The sequence below is a fragment of the Candidatus Pseudothioglobus sp. Uisw_050_01 genome (genome assembly GCF_048085775.1).
Taxonomy (GTDB): Bacteria; Pseudomonadota; Gammaproteobacteria; order PS1; family Pseudothioglobaceae; genus Pseudothioglobus.
In genome coordinates this window covers 1,051,553-1,066,329 of the sequence record NZ_CP159804.1, presented here as the reverse complement: position 1 = coordinate 1,066,329, position 14,777 = coordinate 1,051,553, and the positions used below count along the sequence as shown (strand labels likewise).

General features: G+C 32.7%; 17 protein-coding genes. 9 read left to right on the top strand and 8 right to left on the bottom strand.

Translation table 11 applies throughout. The features are described from left to right. The first annotated feature begins 4 nt into the window (after window positions 1–4). The 9 genes from ABXT51_RS05360 to ABXT51_RS05320 all read left to right on the top strand — a co-directional run bounded on the left by ABXT51_RS05360 (window position 5) and on the right by ABXT51_RS05320 (window position 7,428). Window positions 5–946 (top strand): AEC family transporter, encoded by a 942-nt coding sequence (locus tag ABXT51_RS05360; RefSeq protein WP_416694255.1) that lies wholly within the window; start codon window positions 5–7, stop codon window positions 944–946. Window positions 947–1,084: 138 nt separating this feature from the next. Next, complete coding sequence (trxA, locus tag ABXT51_RS05355) at window positions 1,085–1,411, top strand: thioredoxin TrxA (protein ID WP_416694253.1); 327 nt, start codon at window positions 1,085–1,087, stop codon at window positions 1,409–1,411. Between the two features lie 115 nt (window positions 1,412–1,526). Next, window positions 1,527–2,789, top strand: a complete 1,263-nt coding sequence (gene rho / locus ABXT51_RS05350; RefSeq protein ID WP_416694251.1) for a transcription termination factor Rho — start codon at window positions 1,527–1,529, stop codon at window positions 2,787–2,789. Window positions 2,790–2,828: 39 nt separating this feature from the next. Beyond that, the gene (lptF, locus tag ABXT51_RS05345; RefSeq protein WP_416694249.1) at window positions 2,829–3,995 is read left to right on the top strand and encodes an LPS export ABC transporter permease LptF; all 1,167 of its coding nucleotides are present in this window, start codon (window positions 2,829–2,831) and stop codon (window positions 3,993–3,995) included. Further along, window positions 3,988–4,374 carry a preQ(1) synthase gene (gene queF, locus ABXT51_RS05340; protein ID WP_416694247.1) on the top strand — a complete coding sequence of 129 codons (387 nt, stop codon included), beginning with the start codon at window positions 3,988–3,990 and terminating at the stop codon, window positions 4,372–4,374. The genes lptF and queF overlap by 8 nt, the downstream gene beginning before the upstream one ends. Then, complete coding sequence (pcnB, locus tag ABXT51_RS05335) at window positions 4,371–5,510, top strand: polynucleotide adenylyltransferase PcnB (RefSeq protein WP_416694245.1); 1,140 nt, start codon at window positions 4,371–4,373, stop codon at window positions 5,508–5,510. The genes queF and pcnB overlap by 4 nt, the downstream gene beginning before the upstream one ends. Beyond that, a complete protein-coding gene (locus tag ABXT51_RS05330) occupies window positions 5,489–6,322 on the top strand; it encodes an SDR family NAD(P)-dependent oxidoreductase (protein ID WP_416694243.1) in 834 nt (277 codons plus the stop codon). Before pcnB ends, ABXT51_RS05330 begins: the two co-directional genes overlap by 22 nt. 16 nt (window positions 6,323–6,338) lie before the next feature. After that, a complete protein-coding gene (locus tag ABXT51_RS05325) occupies window positions 6,339–6,563 on the top strand; it encodes an exodeoxyribonuclease VII small subunit (protein WP_416694241.1) in 225 nt (74 codons plus the stop codon). Then, window positions 6,550–7,428 (top strand): polyprenyl synthetase family protein, encoded by an 879-nt coding sequence (locus ABXT51_RS05320; RefSeq protein ID WP_416694239.1) that lies wholly within the window; start codon window positions 6,550–6,552, stop codon window positions 7,426–7,428. Before ABXT51_RS05325 ends, ABXT51_RS05320 begins: the two co-directional genes overlap by 14 nt. Here the strand turns inward: ABXT51_RS05320 and ABXT51_RS05315 are convergent. The 8 genes from ABXT51_RS05315 to ABXT51_RS05280 all read right to left on the bottom strand — a co-directional run bounded on the left by ABXT51_RS05315 (window position 7,425) and on the right by ABXT51_RS05280 (window position 14,515). After that, the gene (locus tag ABXT51_RS05315; protein ID WP_416694237.1) at window positions 7,425–8,369 is read right to left on the bottom strand and encodes a beta-ketoacyl-ACP synthase III; all 945 of its coding nucleotides are present in this window, start codon (window positions 8,367–8,369) and stop codon (window positions 7,425–7,427) included. The two genes, ABXT51_RS05320 and ABXT51_RS05315, sit on opposite strands and share 4 nt — an antisense overlap. Window positions 8,370–8,435: 66 nt before the next feature. Next, window positions 8,436–8,645, bottom strand: coding sequence for a hypothetical protein (locus tag ABXT51_RS05310; RefSeq protein ID WP_416694235.1), 210 nt, complete (start codon window positions 8,643–8,645; stop codon window positions 8,436–8,438). Between the two features lie 130 nt (window positions 8,646–8,775). Continuing rightward, window positions 8,776–9,801 carry a phosphate acyltransferase PlsX gene (gene plsX / locus ABXT51_RS05305; RefSeq protein ID WP_416694233.1) on the bottom strand — a complete coding sequence of 342 codons (1,026 nt, stop codon included), beginning with the start codon at window positions 9,799–9,801 and terminating at the stop codon, window positions 8,776–8,778. 9 nt (window positions 9,802–9,810) lie between these two features. After that, on the bottom strand, window positions 9,811–10,011 hold the full coding sequence (gene rpmF / locus ABXT51_RS05300; RefSeq protein ID WP_416694231.1) for a 50S ribosomal protein L32: 201 nt from the start codon (window positions 10,009–10,011) through the stop codon (window positions 9,811–9,813). A 3-nt stretch (window positions 10,012–10,014) separates the two neighbouring features. Then, window positions 10,015–10,539: a YceD family protein gene (locus tag ABXT51_RS05295; RefSeq protein WP_416694229.1), complete on the bottom strand. Its 525-nt coding sequence runs from the start codon at window positions 10,537–10,539 to the stop codon at window positions 10,015–10,017. Between the two features lie 48 nt (window positions 10,540–10,587). Further along, complete coding sequence (rlmB, locus tag ABXT51_RS05290; RefSeq protein WP_416694227.1) at window positions 10,588–11,334, bottom strand: 23S rRNA (guanosine(2251)-2'-O)-methyltransferase RlmB; 747 nt, start codon at window positions 11,332–11,334, stop codon at window positions 10,588–10,590. 17 nt (window positions 11,335–11,351) lie between these two features. After that, entirely contained in the window at window positions 11,352–12,218 is an 867-nt protein-coding gene (locus ABXT51_RS05285) for a peptidylprolyl isomerase (RefSeq protein ID WP_416694225.1), read from the bottom strand. Next, on the bottom strand, window positions 12,218–14,515 hold the full coding sequence (locus ABXT51_RS05280; RefSeq protein ID WP_416694223.1) for an LPS-assembly protein LptD: 2,298 nt from the start codon (window positions 14,513–14,515) through the stop codon (window positions 12,218–12,220). The genes ABXT51_RS05285 and ABXT51_RS05280 overlap by 1 nt, the downstream gene beginning before the upstream one ends. Window positions 14,516–14,777 lie beyond the last annotated feature (262 nt).

Here is a 14,777-nt window from a genome sequence, read left to right as displayed (position 1 = left end):
ATAAATGCTTTCAAATTTCTTTCAAATATTTCTACTTATTTCACCAGTATTTATTCTGATAATTCTAGGCAATATCCTAAGAAGAGTTGGAGTTCCTGATATATCTTTTTGGGACGTTAATGACAAGCTTGTTTATTGGGTTCTAATTCCATCTCTTTTATTTCATCACATATCTCAAATTCACTTATCTTCATCAATGATTTATAGTTATGGGGTAGTTATACTTTCTGGGTTATTTATTGTAACAATAGTGTCAGTTCTAATGGGGAAGTTGCTTGGGTACTCCGCGGAGTCTTGGTCATCAATCTTGCAGGGTGCTGCAAGGCATAACGCTTTTATTGCACTAGCAATAGCAGGAAGCCTTTTTGGTAATGAGGGTTTAGCAATTGGAGCTGTGTTTATGCTTTTATATGTTCCTAGTATCAATATTGTTGTTATCTCTATTATGGTCTCTAACTTAAAACAGCCTGGAAAAGCTGATACTACAAAAGGAATAGCCAATATATTTATAGAATTGATAAAAAATCCGTTTATACTTGCAATGATTGCTGGTTTATTTGTATCAATAATTGAGTCAGATAAACTAATTATTATTCATGAAACTTCTGGTCTTCTTGGTTCTGCAGCTTTGCCAATAATGCTTCTAACTATTGGTGCAAAGATTAAAGTAAGAGATCTTGCTTTAAAAATTACTCCAATCATTATTTCTAATTCTCTCAAATTGATAGGTTTTCCTTTAATCGCTTATTTTGTTGCAACGTTTTTAGGTCTAAGTCAGTTAGAGGTTGTTGTAGCAGTAATCTTTGCATCTGTACCAACTGCCGCATCATCCCACGCATTAGCAAAACAATTTGGCGGAGATGAACAGTTGATGACAAGTATTGTTACAACGCAAGTTGCTTTATCATTTATTACAATTCCAGTAATACTTGCCGTTATAACTTAACTATAACAAACTACTGAATATTTACTATTTTTTCTAGCTAATAATCTTTTTTAAAAAAATAGTTTTTATGTCAGGAAGTGTTATAATAACTACAAATTAGCTCTATTCAATTTTTTACTTTCCAATTTTTTTTAATACATGAACGACAAAATTAAAGTAGTCAGTGACGCTTCTTTTGAGGCTGATGTAGTAAGCTCATCTCACCCAGTTTTAGTAGATTTTTGGGCAGAATGGTGCGGTCCATGCAAGGCTTTGGCCCCTATTCTTGATGAAATTGCTGATGAATATGAAGGACGAATCACAATAGCAAAAGTCAATGTTGATGAAAATACTCAGTTACCACCTAAATATGGCATAAGAGGTATTCCAACGATGCTTCTATTTAAAGATGGTGCGGTACATGCAACAAAGGTTGGTGCTCTTTCTAAGGCAAACTTAAATGCATTTTTGGATTCTAATATTTAATAATATTATTTAACTATATATAAGAAATTCTCTAAATCACTCTGCCTCTATAAATACTAACTTACTCACCCCTCGGCAATATGCCAATTCCCTTTAATTACCTTAAAAAATTTATATGAAACTATCAGAACTTAAAATTAAGACACCTGCCGAGCTTTTAGAGCTAGCTCAATCTCTTGGTATTGAGAATATTTCAAGAGCAAAAAAACAAACTTTAATTTTTGCAATTCTAAAACATAAAGCAGATAACGATGAAGAGGTCCTAGGAGATGGTGTATTAGACATTTTACAAGAGGGTTATGGTTTTCTTAGATCTTCAAATGACTCTTATGTATCAGGGCCTGATGATATTTACGTTTCACCTAATCAAATTAGACGTTTTAATTTATTAACAGGTGATGTTGTTACTGGAAAAATTAGGGCTCCAAAAAAAGGTGAAAAGTATTTTGCTTTAGTTAAAGTGTCTGAAGTAAATGAAGATTCTCCAGAGAGCGTTAGAAACCGTATACCTTTTTCTTCATTAACACCATTACATCCTAATGAAAGGCTAGGTCTAGAGCTGGGCAATGGTGGTACAGAGGATATAACTGCTAGAGTAATAGATTTAGTTGCCCCTATTGGAAAGGGGCAAAGAGGATTGTTAGTTGCACCTCCAAAAGCTGGAAAAACTATGATTTTGCAAAATATTGCATCATCTATTGCTATTAATCATCCTGAGTGTGAATTAATTGTTTTATTAATTGATGAGAGACCAGAAGAAGTTACAGAAATGGAGCGAACTGTTAGAGGAGAAGTTATTTCTTCTACTTTTGATGAGCCTGCGAAAAGACATGTTCAAATTGCTGAAATTGTTATTGAAAAAGCTAAAAGAAGGGCAGAGCAAGGTAAAGATGTTATTATTTTGCTTGATTCTGTAACTCGTTTAGCAAGAGCTTATAATACTGTCGCACCTTCCTCTGGAAAAGTATTGACTGGAGGTGTTGATGCAAATGCATTGCAAAGACCTAAGCGTTTTTTTGGTGCTGCAAGAAATATAGAAAATGGTGGAAGTATAACTATAATTGCAACTGCTTTAGTTGAGACAGGCTCAAAGATGGATGAAGTCATTTATCAAGAGTTTAAAGGTACAGGTAATATGGAGCTTCATCTTGAGAGAAGATTATCTGAAAAACGAATATTTCCAGCAATTAATATTAATGCTTCAGGTACACGACGAGAGGAGCTCATGACGGATGATCAAGAGTTACAAAAAATGTGGATATTAAGAAAAATTCTTCATCCTATGGATACAGTCGAAGCGGCAGAATTTTTAATTGAGAGATTGAGATTCACCAAAACTAATGATGAATTTTTTGATTCGATGAAACAAAAGAAGTAATATCAAATTACCCAGTGAGAGTATTTTATAATTATCAAAATGCTTTTTAAAATCATAAATTATCAAAATAAAATAATTTCAAAGTATTTACTTAGAAATCTAATAGTTTTTTTCTTTGCAATATTTTTCATTATTGGTCTTTTAGTATTTGGAAATCAGTTTGTATTAACTGTGCAGGAAAGTGTCGAGAATGGAATTCCTGTTGTTGAACTATTACCATTAATTACTTACAATATGATAAGAGATATTCCCATAATATTAATTCTGTCACTTTTTCTCTCAATAATTATTTCAATATCACAGCTATATAAAAACTCTGAGGCTCTAGTAATGAACTCAATAGGCCTGGGAGAGAGGGATTTTATTAGTTTTATTCAGCCTATAGTAATATTGTCTTTTATTTTAATTTTCTGCCTAACTATTTTTGCTGTTCCATGGGCAAAACAACAAAAGAGCTTTGCTGAAAGTCAAACAGTTAATGCCTCGGAGTTCTCCTTTATTACTGAAGGAAAGTTTGAAAGTTTTAAAAATGGTGAAATTGTATTTTATGCTGCTGAATCTTCAATTATTGATACAGATGGTGAACAAAATATGGAAGAAGTCTTTATTTATGCAGATGGTAATGGAAATCCAACCATTGTCTTAGCTTCAGAGGCCAAAAAGTATACTGATAGCCGAAGTAAAAGCGTTTATCTTCGTTTAAAAGATGGTATTCGTTATGAGGGCCTGCCTGGTGATAAAAATATTAATATATTAAATTTTGATTTGTATGATTTAGAAATAATATCAGGTGATACCCAAAAATCTATAACAAATTTTTCTGAAATTGAAGAAATGACATCAATAAATTTGTTAAGTCAAAATAGCTTGCTTGCAAATGCAGAAATGCAATGGCGATTTTCTCAACCTATTTCAATTTTACTTCTTTCAGTTTTAGGAGTTTTTTTAGGAAAGTCTTCACCAAGAACTGGAAAAGGAATAAACGTTATAATTGGGATAATTATTTTTATGCTCTACAATAATAGTTTATTGGTTGCCAAAAACTCTATAGAGGTTGGTCAATTAAATCCAATAATTGGAATGTGGGGTATCCACTTATTTTTATTTTTAATTTTAATTATTTTTTATCAGTTTAGAGAGGGAAAAATTACTCATTTTATTGATAAAATATTGTTTTTTAATAATAAAGAGAAAAATCATGTCTAGCTCACCAAGTAAAATATTAGAAGTTTTTGATAATCCTAATAATGATAGGGATTTTGTAATTCGAATTGATTCATCAGAATTTACTTGTCTTTGCCCACTAACTGGCCAGCCAGATTTTGCTGATATTCATATAGAATATATAGCGGATAATTTTTGTGTTGAACTAAAAGCACTAAAAAATTATTTTTGGTCTTACAGAAATGAAGGTGCTTTTCATGAAGCCGTTACTAACAAAATTCTTGATGATTTAGTTGAGGCCATGGACCCACGCTTTATAAGATTAAAGGCTATTTTTAATGTTAGAGGTGGGGTTTATACAAATATCGAATGTGAGCATAGAAAGGACGGCTGGAAACCCAGAGAAGTTGTAAACCTATGACCCCAGTTCGTCAAACTATTAAATTTGACAAAAAGCTACTCGATAAGGATGCTATAAAGGTAGTCCATAATTTAATTAAGGCTGGATATGACGCTTATTTAGTAGGTGGATGCATAAGAGATTTATTGTTAGGCTATGAACCTAAAGACTTCGATATTGCTACAAATGCTACCCCAGAGCAAGTTCATAAAACATTTAAGCGTTCAAGAATTATTGGGAGGCGCTTTAGGTTAGTTCATATAATGTTCTCAGCAAGAAAATTCATTGAAGTTGCTACTTTTCGCGCGGGCAAGGTTAAAACTTCTAATAGTGGTGTGGTTGTTCGAGATAACTTCTATGGCTCTTTGGAAGAAGATGTATTTAGAAGAGATTTTACTGTTAATGGCCTTTATTATGATCTTGTCAACTCTCAGGTTATTGATTATGTAGGTGGCCTAGATGATTTAAAAGCTGCTGAAATTAACATGATAGGTAATCCAAAAGAGCGTTTTGAAGAAGATCCTGTTAGAATGATTCGTGCTGTCCGCTTTAAGGTTAAACTAAGTGCCCAATTTGAACTAGAGCTCTCAAAAAGTATTTCGAGTAATGCGCATTTACTTGCCAATATTCCGCCTGCGAGACTCTATGAAGAGGTAATTAAATTGTTCCATAATGAAAACTCAATTGAAGTTTTTAATGAACTTTTAAATTTTGGATTATTAAAACATTTATTTTCTCAAACTAAAGAAAGTTTATTTATTAATGCTGCTTTAGAAAATACTTCTAAAAGAATTAAGAGTGGTAATTCTGTTACTCCCGCATTTATTTTTGCTGTCTTTCTTTGGAGTGCGTTTAATTTAAGAGTTGTTGTGACTGATAAAAAAAATAAGCCTCGATTAGAAATAATGATTAATGCTGCAGAGTTTGTTATTAAAAATCAAACTCAGCAAGTTATGATGCCTCGATGGTTGTCAACCCGAGTTAAAGATATTTGGTTGATGCAATATCAACTTGAAAATTGTAATCCAAAAAAAGAAAGAGATTTAATTAGTAATCAACGTTTTCGTATGGCCTATGACTTTCTAGTGTTACGTTCACAAAGTATTGATTTAGAATTAAAAAATAAGGCGGAATATTGGACAGCTCTTCAAAATTAAAGTCAGTTCTTATTACTGGATGCTCAAGTGGAATAGGTCTTTGCCTTGCTCATGGACTTCGCTCTGAAGGTTACCGTGTTTTTGCGACTGCTAGAAATAGTGAAGACGTAGATAAACTCAAAATTTTAGGTTTTGAGTCTTTGTTGCTTGATTTGTCCTCCTCAGACTCAATAAACATTGCCATTTCAGAACTTTATCGGAAGACTGATAATTTATATGCTTTAATTAATAATGGTGCTTATGGTCAGGTTGGAGCTCTAGAGGATATTTCACGAGATGCTCTAGAAAAACAATTTCAAGCGAATGTTTTTGGCTGGCATGAGTTGACTAATTTAGTATTACCTAAAATGAGAAAAGAAAATCTAGGACGGGTTATTTATATAAGTTCTATCTTAGGATTTGTTGCCATGCCATTTAGAGGTCCATATACTGCATCAAAGTTTGCAATTGAAGGGTTAGTCAACACCTTAAGGCTAGAGCTAAGTGATACAAATATTAAATTTTCTTTAATTCAGCCTGGCCCAATTGACTCAAAATTTAGAGCTAATGCTTATTTAGCTTTTAAGGAAAATTTAGATGCTACAAAGAGTAAATATAAAGAACAATATAGCACAATGATTCAAAGGCTTGAATCAGACAAGAATGTCCAATTTACTCTTCCACCAGAGGCTATATTGAAGTGTGCACTTCATGCCCTAAAATCAAGCTCACCAAAAATTCATTATCGCGTCACCTTTCCAACCAAATTATTTGCTTTTTTAGGTAGAATATTACCAAGCTCATGGATGGATAAAATTTTAAATAATTCATGAAATTAAGGTACTTAAAATGACAAATAAATTTAATTTTAATAAAGGCTTATTGCAGCTCGAAGAAATTATTAATAAAATGGAGTCTGGTGAACTTAGCTTAGAGGACTCACTTAAATACTTTGAAGAAGGCATTAAAATCCATAGGCAATGCCATACTGCGCTGACTAACGCTGAGCATCGAATAAGTGTTTTAAGCGATACTGATAACTATACTGAAGAGAAAACCTTTGGAGATTCTTGAGGTTTATCGGGAGCGAGTTAACTCACATCTAGAAAATTATTTGAGCTCTATTTCGCCAGATAATTCTTATCAGAGTGAGCTCAATCATATTATGAAGTATAGTGTTTTGGCTGGTGGAAAACGTTTTAGACCGATTCTTACATATACTGTTGCCAATTTGTTTGGTATTGATGTGAAAAAAGTTGATTCTAGCGCCTGTGCTATTGAGTTAATTCATATCTACTCTCTTATTCACGACGATCTTCCTTCAATGGATGATGATGATATTAGGCATAACCAACCATCCAGTCATAAAGTATATGGAGAGGCCCAAGCAATTCTTGCGGGAGATGCTTTGCAAGCTTTAGCCTTTGAGATAATTGCTAGTGATCACTTAACTAGCCCTGATATAAAAGTAAAGTTGTTAAGTTTGTTATCACTTTCAGCTTTCAAAATGGCAGAGGGTCAGTCAATCGATTTATCCATTGTTTCTAAAGAAGTTGATATAGATTTGTTAAATAATTTGCACAAAAAGAAAACAGGTGCGCTTTTAAATTGTTCTGTAATGTTTGGAGCTATTTTGAATCCCTATATCAGTAAAAAAGACTTATCTATATTAGACTCTTTTTCTAATCATATAGGGCTTGCTTACCAGGTTCAAGATGATGTATTGGATGTAACTACCTCAGATGAGGTATTAGGTAAGAGACAAAATTCAGATTCAGAAAAAAATAAACCTTCATATCCATCTATTTTAGGATTAGATGGGTCAGTTAAAAAGTATGAAAGCCTTTATCAGGAGGCTCTTGATGAAATAGTATTTCTTAGTGTTGATGAAAAGCCTTTAAAGAACCTAACAGTTAAGTTAATGAAGCGCTCTTTTTAGTATTCAACAAGAACACTACCCCAGCTAAATCCACCACCAATTCCTTCAAAAAGTAACATATCTCCCTTTTTGATTCTTCCATCACGAACTCCTACATCAAGAGCCAAAGGAATAGAAGCAGCTGAAGTGTTTCCATGGGTATCTAGAGTTTGAATTACTTTACTCATAGGCAGATTAATTCTCTTTGCAACTGCTTTAATAATACGAATATTAGCTTGATGTGGAACCATCCAAGTAATTTCATCTGATGTCATATTACAATCTTTAAGTGTTTCTTCTGCTAAATCTGAAAGCCTATTAACTGCAATCTTAAAAACTTCATTGCCTAACATTTCAATCGTACCTAAATCATTAATTCCATTGTTGTTAACATGGAGTGAAGATAAGAAACTTCCATCACTATAGAGCTTAGAGTGCTTTATACCAGTAGCATTATCAGAGCTAATTAAAACTGCACCAGCACCATCAGCAAAAAGGATTGCAGTAGAGCGATCATTCCAGTCAACAATTTTTGACATTGTTTCACTACCAACAACTAGTATATTTTTAAAACTACCATTTTCAATATACTGCTGAGCGGTTGAAAGGGCAAAGACAAAGCCTGCGCAAACTGCTTGAAGATCAAATGCTGGACATGAGGCACCAAGGCGGTCTTGAAGCATTGTGGCTGTTGCAGGAAAAATTTTATCAGGTGTAGTTGTAGCAAGAATAATAAGATCAATCTTTGAAGGGCTGATTTCAGCCATCTCAAGGGCATTTTTACTTGCTTCAAGAGCAAGGTCACACGTACTTTCGTCCGTAACTATTCGCCTCTCTTTAATTCCAGTTCGAGCAGTTATCCATTCATCAGTTGTATCAAGAGTTTTTTCAAGATCAAGATTAGTAACAATCTTACTTGGTAAGTAACTTCCAGTACCGATAATTCTTGCAAATCTTTTCATTATTTAATGTTTTTTCTTTGAAATTGAATTTTAACTTTTGACATTCCACCTTCCTTTACTATTATTTTACCACCATCCAAGTGACCTTCCATTGCCTGCAATTATCATAAGGCAAGTTAGAACGTGAAGTGTGATCCAAAATGTACGAAGTAATAGGGCTTTTTTTACATCTGTTTGCTTGATTGGGGGGAACTCTGGCTTATCTTCATCTGAAATACCTACTGGCATTCCGACTGTTCTAGCCCATACTTTAAGCCAACGTCTTTGGCCACTCATAACTTAATAAAAAATTCTATATTACCTGAACAAGTAACATATAAATTAAGTTTAGTTTTTATTTTGAAGATTTGCATTTATAGTAACTTTTAGTTGAAAGTGATTCAAATACTAATTTATTAGTGGATAACTACTTATGTTCTTCTAATTCACGAGTCAATTGAACTGAAATCTTGTCAGTAATTTTAGCATGTGCCTCTAGATATGCCTCTTTAATTGCCTGAAAGAAAGAATCAACATCTGCTTTTCCATGACTTTTAACTACAACACCTTTTAAACCAAGTAAGCTTGCACCATTGTATTTTCCAGGATCAACTCTAGATTTAAAATCTCTCATTACTGAACTTGATATTAAAGCTGCAATCTTTGTAAAAATATTCTTGTTAAAAGATTTTTTGATGAAGTGTGAAAACATATGAGCAACCCCCTCACTGGCTTTCAGCGCAATATTTCCCTCAAAACCATCACAAACAATAACATCTACACTTCCCTTATAAATATCATCACCCTCTACAAAGCCAATATAGTTCAGAGATGAGTTTTTTAATAATTCTGCAGTTTCTTGAATTTTCCAGTGCCCCTTTAATTCTTCAGAGCCAACATTAAGTAATCCAACAGTAGGATTCTCGATTTCTTCAGTATTTTGAACAGCAATAGAGCCCATAATTGCAAATTGCAATAATGTTTCGGGCTTTGAGTCAATATTAGCGCCTAAATCAAGGATATGAGTAGGTCGGCCTGTTAGAGTAGGGACAGCAGACATAATTGCTGGTCTATCTACTCCTTCAATGGTTTTAAGGACAAACTTTGCTATTGATAAAAGCGCTCCTGTATTTCCAGCACTTACGCAAGCATGAGCATTTCCATCTTTAACAAGATTAATGGCAATTCTCATTGAGGAGTCTTTTTTATGCCTTAGAGCTGAAGAAGGAGAATCATCCATGTTGATGACTTGAGATGCGTGCTTTATTTCTATCCTTTCTAAAATTTTTGGATGAATCGAGGTGTTATTAATTTCTATTTGTATAGCTTTCTCGTCACCTACAAAAGCAACAGCAAGATCGCTAAAAGTTTTTAAAGCGATGATACCAGCATTAATGGTGACAGGAATTCCAAAGTCACCACCTGAGGCATCGATTGATACCTTTATTGACATATTCTAGCTTTAAGTTTCTACTTCTTCGATATCATCAGCAGCTGACTTTATAACTTGCTTACCACGATAGTATCCATCTGCAGTAATATGATGTCTTAGGTGAGTTTCACCAGTTTCTTGGTCTTCAGATAATGCAGGGTTTTTTAACGCATTATGTGAGCGACGCATGCCTCTTTTTGATGGTGTTTTTCTACTTTTTTGTACTGCCATTTTTTACTCCTTGCCGAAATCGGTCATTTTAATATTTTTTAGAATATCGAAGGGATTTTTACCAATCTCTTCAACTATCTCTTCTTTGTTTATCTTTAAACTACAATCAAAATCATGAGAAGGGGCCATTGGAATAGATAACAGAATCTCATCTGAAATTAAGTCAATTGAATCTAAATCCTCTTCTTCTCCAATAATATAAACTTCAAAACTAGAGTCTAGTCCTTCAGCCTGATCTTCATATCTTACAAATGCTAAATTAAAATTTACTTTTAACTCAAAGGGGAATGCCTCTAAACAGCGCTGGCAATCTAAAATAATATTTGTATTAATTATCCCCTTTATGCATGGTGTTTTATCATTTTCTAAGTAGAATGATAAATTAACCTTTATCTTGTCTTCAGTATTTCTAGCTATCTCAGAAATTCTAGGCATAGCGCCAATTTTGTAGTCACCATGCAAGCTAGCCTCTTTTCTAGCAAACTTAAATAATTTAATTGTTTTAGGAAGCTGATTAATTGTTTCCATTATCTGATTTCTAAAGCGTGCATATTTTACCCGAAACTTCTGATAGTGTTAACTACTTTCTCTTTGTCTTTTACTTTCAAATAGAGCTATTCCGGTTGCAACCGAAACGTTAAGACTTTCTATATTTCCTGACATTGGAATCGTAACAAGCTGATCACATGTTTTTTTAATTAATTGTCTGATTCCTTTCTCTTCAGTACCCATAACAATAGCTATTGAATCAGATAAATTTACATCATAGATTTTTGATGATGAATCACCATCAAGACCAATAACCCATATGTTTTTTTCTTGGATTGATTTAATTGTTCTTGAAAGATTTGTGACGTGAAAAATCTGAAGACTATTTATAGCGCCAGATGAAGTTTTGTGAACTAAGGCGTTGATTGGGGCAGAACCATCTTTATTGATAATAACATGACTAACTCCTGCAGCATTAGCACTTCTAAGACATGCTCCTAGATTCCTGGGGTCTTGTATGGAATCTAATATTAGAATTAGAGGTTTTGTAGATAAATTCTCAATAGAGCTTAAAAGAGAATCTTCTGTTAAAAGAGGGGGTAGGATAACTTCAGAAATTACACCCTGATGAACCTCTCCTTTTGCAATACGATCAAGATCATTTTTATCTAACCCTGAGAATGGTATTTTTAAATCAGACAGTGTTTTATTTAAATCATTGACCCTAATATCTTTCCTACCAGTTTGAATAAAAACCTTTAAGACAGATTCAGGATTAGTATTTAAAAGACTTTCAATGCTATGAAAGCCAAATATATATATGGATTTAGACATATGAAATAGTATAGTTATTATAGAGCGTCATGATATATTTTTATATAAGCGTCTTCTCGAAGATTTTTAACCCAGTCATAGTAAAATTTTTCAGCTTTGAGATAAATTAGTTTTTCTTTACATTTTTTTAGGTTACTACTAACAAACCGCTCCTCTAATTTAATTCCAATTGCTAAGCCAAAATCAGTCAAATATATTTCTGAAACTTCATTATCTTTAAGTGAGTCGAGCATCTTTACAGTCGAGTTATTAACCTCAATCCAGTCTGTTATGCCTCCATTAAAATAGCTTGAGTGTTGAGAATGAAGCTTTGCAAGGCCTGTGAAAGATGCTCCTTTGCTAATATGCTTAGAAAGTTTATTTAAAAATGCTTTAATAGCAATATCTTTATCATTTAGCGTTTGAGCTTCAATTTCAGAAATAATGATTTGCGCAATTTTGATTTGTTTAATGTTATTAGAGGGCTCTTTAGAACAAATATTGATAGCTTCATTTTCAGAAATAGTAATATCTTTTGTAATGTGTCTTTGTAGATTAAGTATTGAAATTTTTTCTGCAACTTCAATTTCTAAAGACGAGAATTCAGGATAAGAACGAAGTTGCTCAATTGAAATACCATTTGTCGATGCAATCTCTAGTATTGTTGAGCTTATATCAGTTCTAGATACAATTATACTTAACTCAGCCGCTTTTTTAAGTTGGAGAATATTGTCTATTTGTTTGTATAATATTTCAATTTTTTCTTCTTTAGAGTTGGCTTTTATTATCTTATTTTCAATCGACTTTAAAGAAATTATTTCATTATTTACTACAGCAATAATTGTATTTTCTGCAAATAAAAGCCCAGAAAAAGATATAAGAAGAAGACTTAAAGCTCTTTGCATTACCTAAGTTTAGCTTCATATCCTACAATATTACTTTCAATCTTTCCTTTTAAAGGAGTTGATGTTGAGCCAAGTCCTTTAAGTACAAGCTCCATTCCAGTGCTATAGTTATGACTTCTATTCCCTTGATTTTTGTCCTCTTGGAAGTGAGCTACTCTAAATGCCCAGCAGCAATTTTCATAAGCAAGTCCAGTCGTGTATGATTTAATAACTCCTGCAGCAGTTGCTTTAGTAATTTCTCTATCTAATCCACCAAAGAAATGGACAGATTTAGATAAAGGGTAGGCAGCAAAAAACTTTCCAGTTCTTGTTACATTGTCATCACTATATTTAATAGTGGCAAATTTTCTTGAAGAGGGTTTATAGCTAACGCTGTTTTCTCGTTTAATAATCTTAGAAGTATCAGGATTAAATTGAGTAGAAGTAGTAATAACAAAATTATTAATGGCTAAATCAATTGAGGCAGCAATATCTGAATAAGATTTTCTAGTTTCAAAATTAGTATTGGCTATATCACTGACAACCTCATCATCAGTATAAAAACTCTGAGCAATTCTCATATTTAAAAGATCTTTATCTTTAGCTAGTGCATTTATATCTCTATTAGAAGACTGAAGGCTTACAGTAATATCATTTGCATTAGTTATCCTGTCAAGGCCGGTATATCTTTCTCCAGATGTAAGATCTGCGAAAGTGATAATATCATCATACTTATCCGTACTATCAAATATTGGAATGTTTCCTTGAACTTTTTTTGCCCTATAATTATATGAAATTACTGGAGATATGGTATGGATTGATCTAATACCAAACAAATTTCTTTCATTACTAAAACCAAAATCTATATCAACTCCAGACCCTAAGATAATTCGATTTATATTAGGACTTTTATTTAATGAATAATTTGTTATTGCTGCACTTATTCTTGGCGTAACTATTGGATATTTTAGATTGAGTTTCCTAGAGATTCCAAGATCAATGTGCGTTCTAATTCCAGAATCCTTGCTAGCTGTCTTATGCGCAAAATTTGTACTAACAAGCTTAGTTTTTACTGCTATTTTTGCATCATCAGGCTTGAAAGTTTTAGAAATAGAGCCTTCTAAAGTCCTGGTGTAAACAGGAACACCAGCATTAACAACTTGTTCATCTTCAGTTAAAACAGCAGCTGAAAGCGCCTTTTCTTCGTCGTTATATGATAATTTAATATTAGATTTAAGAGTTTTAATATTAGTATTTGTACGATCAATTTCTTCAAAATATTTTTTATCAGAAACTCGATAATATTGAGCACTCAGATGAGTCTTTTTTGATATGTCTAATTCATGATTAAACTTAACAAGCCATCTCTTTAAACTGGTGACTTTATCTTCAGGTAAATATTTTCCTTCTAACTCAAAAAGTGAGATATCACCATCTGGAGTCAATTTAGATGCTAAAAATTGTCGATATTTTCCCTCATAAACAAACCTCCTACTAGACATATAAGTTAAGGCTACTAGTAGGTCACGATCTGGTGCAATATTAAAATAGTAAGGGATTCTTAAACTATATGAATTTTTTGTTTTTCCATACTCATCTTTAGTTGCAGCTGAGTCAGTGTAAGTAGTGTAGTTTGGGGTTAAAAATCCTGATCCGCGGCCTGAAAGAACCCAGCTATATTTTGGTAAATAAAAAATTGGAACTCCTTGAAATTTAACTATTGCATTGTCAGCAATTCCTCTATTTTTGAGTAAATTAAGTTCTATTTTATCAGCATCAATCATCCAATCATTTTTGTTAACTGGGCAAAGACTATATGTCGTGTTAGTTAATAAAACTTTATTTGACGTTTTTGAGATAATTTCTGCATATCCATTTGCCCCACCCATTCCAGCACCAAAATCTTGGTATTTTGCTTTTGTGGCTGTTGCTATTAGATTTTCATTTTCATCTCTAGTTGCAGACAACAAGTCGCCAGTTATTAAAAATGCTTCGTCTTGAAACCTTACATTTCCAGTAGCTAATATAGAGTTGTCTAATGAAGATACTTCAACATCATCAGCAGCAAGAAAAAGGGCATTAGAGGTCACTTCGACATTACCATTTAGAAGATACTTTTCATTTAGTATTTCACTTTCATCTGCTTCAATATCAAGACTTCCAGTATCTGAAGAGAAATCCTCAATAGGAAAAAGAGTTTGATAATCTGGGCAGTTAGCACATATTGCAGAATCAGGCAAGCAGCTTAACTTAACACCTTCAGCATAAACTGAAAAATGGCTTAAAATTAAAACAAGAAAAATTAAGTATTTTTTCATGAAGTGAAAGAGTTAATTAAAAAAATACATTTTATCATTATATGTAATTATAAACTCAGCCAGATTTTCAAACTTTAACAAATTCAATTTTAACTTTAGTTATTATTTATTGGGTAAAATAACCTCTGATTTTGAATTAAATTATATTTTTTCTTTATCAAATTAAATTACCAAAGTACTTGTTTTTTTGTACTTTGACCATATCTTTATTTTAACTTTTATTTATAAGGAAATTACGTGAGTAAAAAACAAAATGGAGCCA

What these genes read in the sequence shown, in the direction of transcription:
- queF (WP_416694247.1), top strand. Translation starts at nt 3,988, where the DNA reads ATGTCTAGCTCACCAAGTAAAATATTAGAAGTTTTTGATAATCCTAAT.
- ABXT51_RS05295 (WP_416694229.1), bottom strand. Translation starts at nt 10,539, where the DNA reads ATGGAAACAATTAATCAGCTTCCTAAAACAATTAAATTATTTAAGTTT.
- pcnB (WP_416694245.1), top strand. Translation starts at nt 4,371, where the DNA reads ATGACCCCAGTTCGTCAAACTATTAAATTTGACAAAAAGCTACTCGAT.
- plsX (WP_416694233.1), bottom strand. Translation starts at nt 9,801, where the DNA reads ATGTCAATAAAGGTATCAATCGATGCCTCAGGTGGTGACTTTGGAATT.
- rlmB (WP_416694227.1), bottom strand. Translation starts at nt 11,334, where the DNA reads ATGTCTAAATCCATATATATATTTGGCTTTCATAGCATTGAAAGTCTT.
- ABXT51_RS05285 (WP_416694225.1), bottom strand. Translation starts at nt 12,218, where the DNA reads ATGCAAAGAGCTTTAAGTCTTCTTCTTATATCTTTTTCTGGGCTTTTA.
- rpmF (WP_416694231.1), bottom strand. Translation starts at nt 10,011, where the DNA reads ATGGCAGTACAAAAAAGTAGAAAAACACCATCAAAAAGAGGCATGCGT.
- ABXT51_RS05310 (WP_416694235.1), bottom strand. Translation starts at nt 8,645, where the DNA reads ATGAGTGGCCAAAGACGTTGGCTTAAAGTATGGGCTAGAACAGTCGGA.
- ABXT51_RS05360 (WP_416694255.1), top strand. Translation starts at nt 5, where the DNA reads ATGCTTTCAAATTTCTTTCAAATATTTCTACTTATTTCACCAGTATTT.
- ABXT51_RS05280 (WP_416694223.1), bottom strand. Translation starts at nt 14,515, where the DNA reads ATGAAAAAATACTTAATTTTTCTTGTTTTAATTTTAAGCCATTTTTCA.
- ABXT51_RS05315 (WP_416694237.1), bottom strand. Translation starts at nt 8,369, where the DNA reads ATGAAAAGATTTGCAAGAATTATCGGTACTGGAAGTTACTTACCAAGT.
- trxA (WP_416694253.1), top strand. Translation starts at nt 1,085, where the DNA reads ATGAACGACAAAATTAAAGTAGTCAGTGACGCTTCTTTTGAGGCTGAT.
- lptF (WP_416694249.1), top strand. Translation starts at nt 2,829, where the DNA reads ATGCTTTTTAAAATCATAAATTATCAAAATAAAATAATTTCAAAGTAT.
- ABXT51_RS05325 (WP_416694241.1), top strand. Translation starts at nt 6,339, where the DNA reads ATGACAAATAAATTTAATTTTAATAAAGGCTTATTGCAGCTCGAAGAA.
- rho (WP_416694251.1), top strand. Translation starts at nt 1,527, where the DNA reads ATGAAACTATCAGAACTTAAAATTAAGACACCTGCCGAGCTTTTAGAG.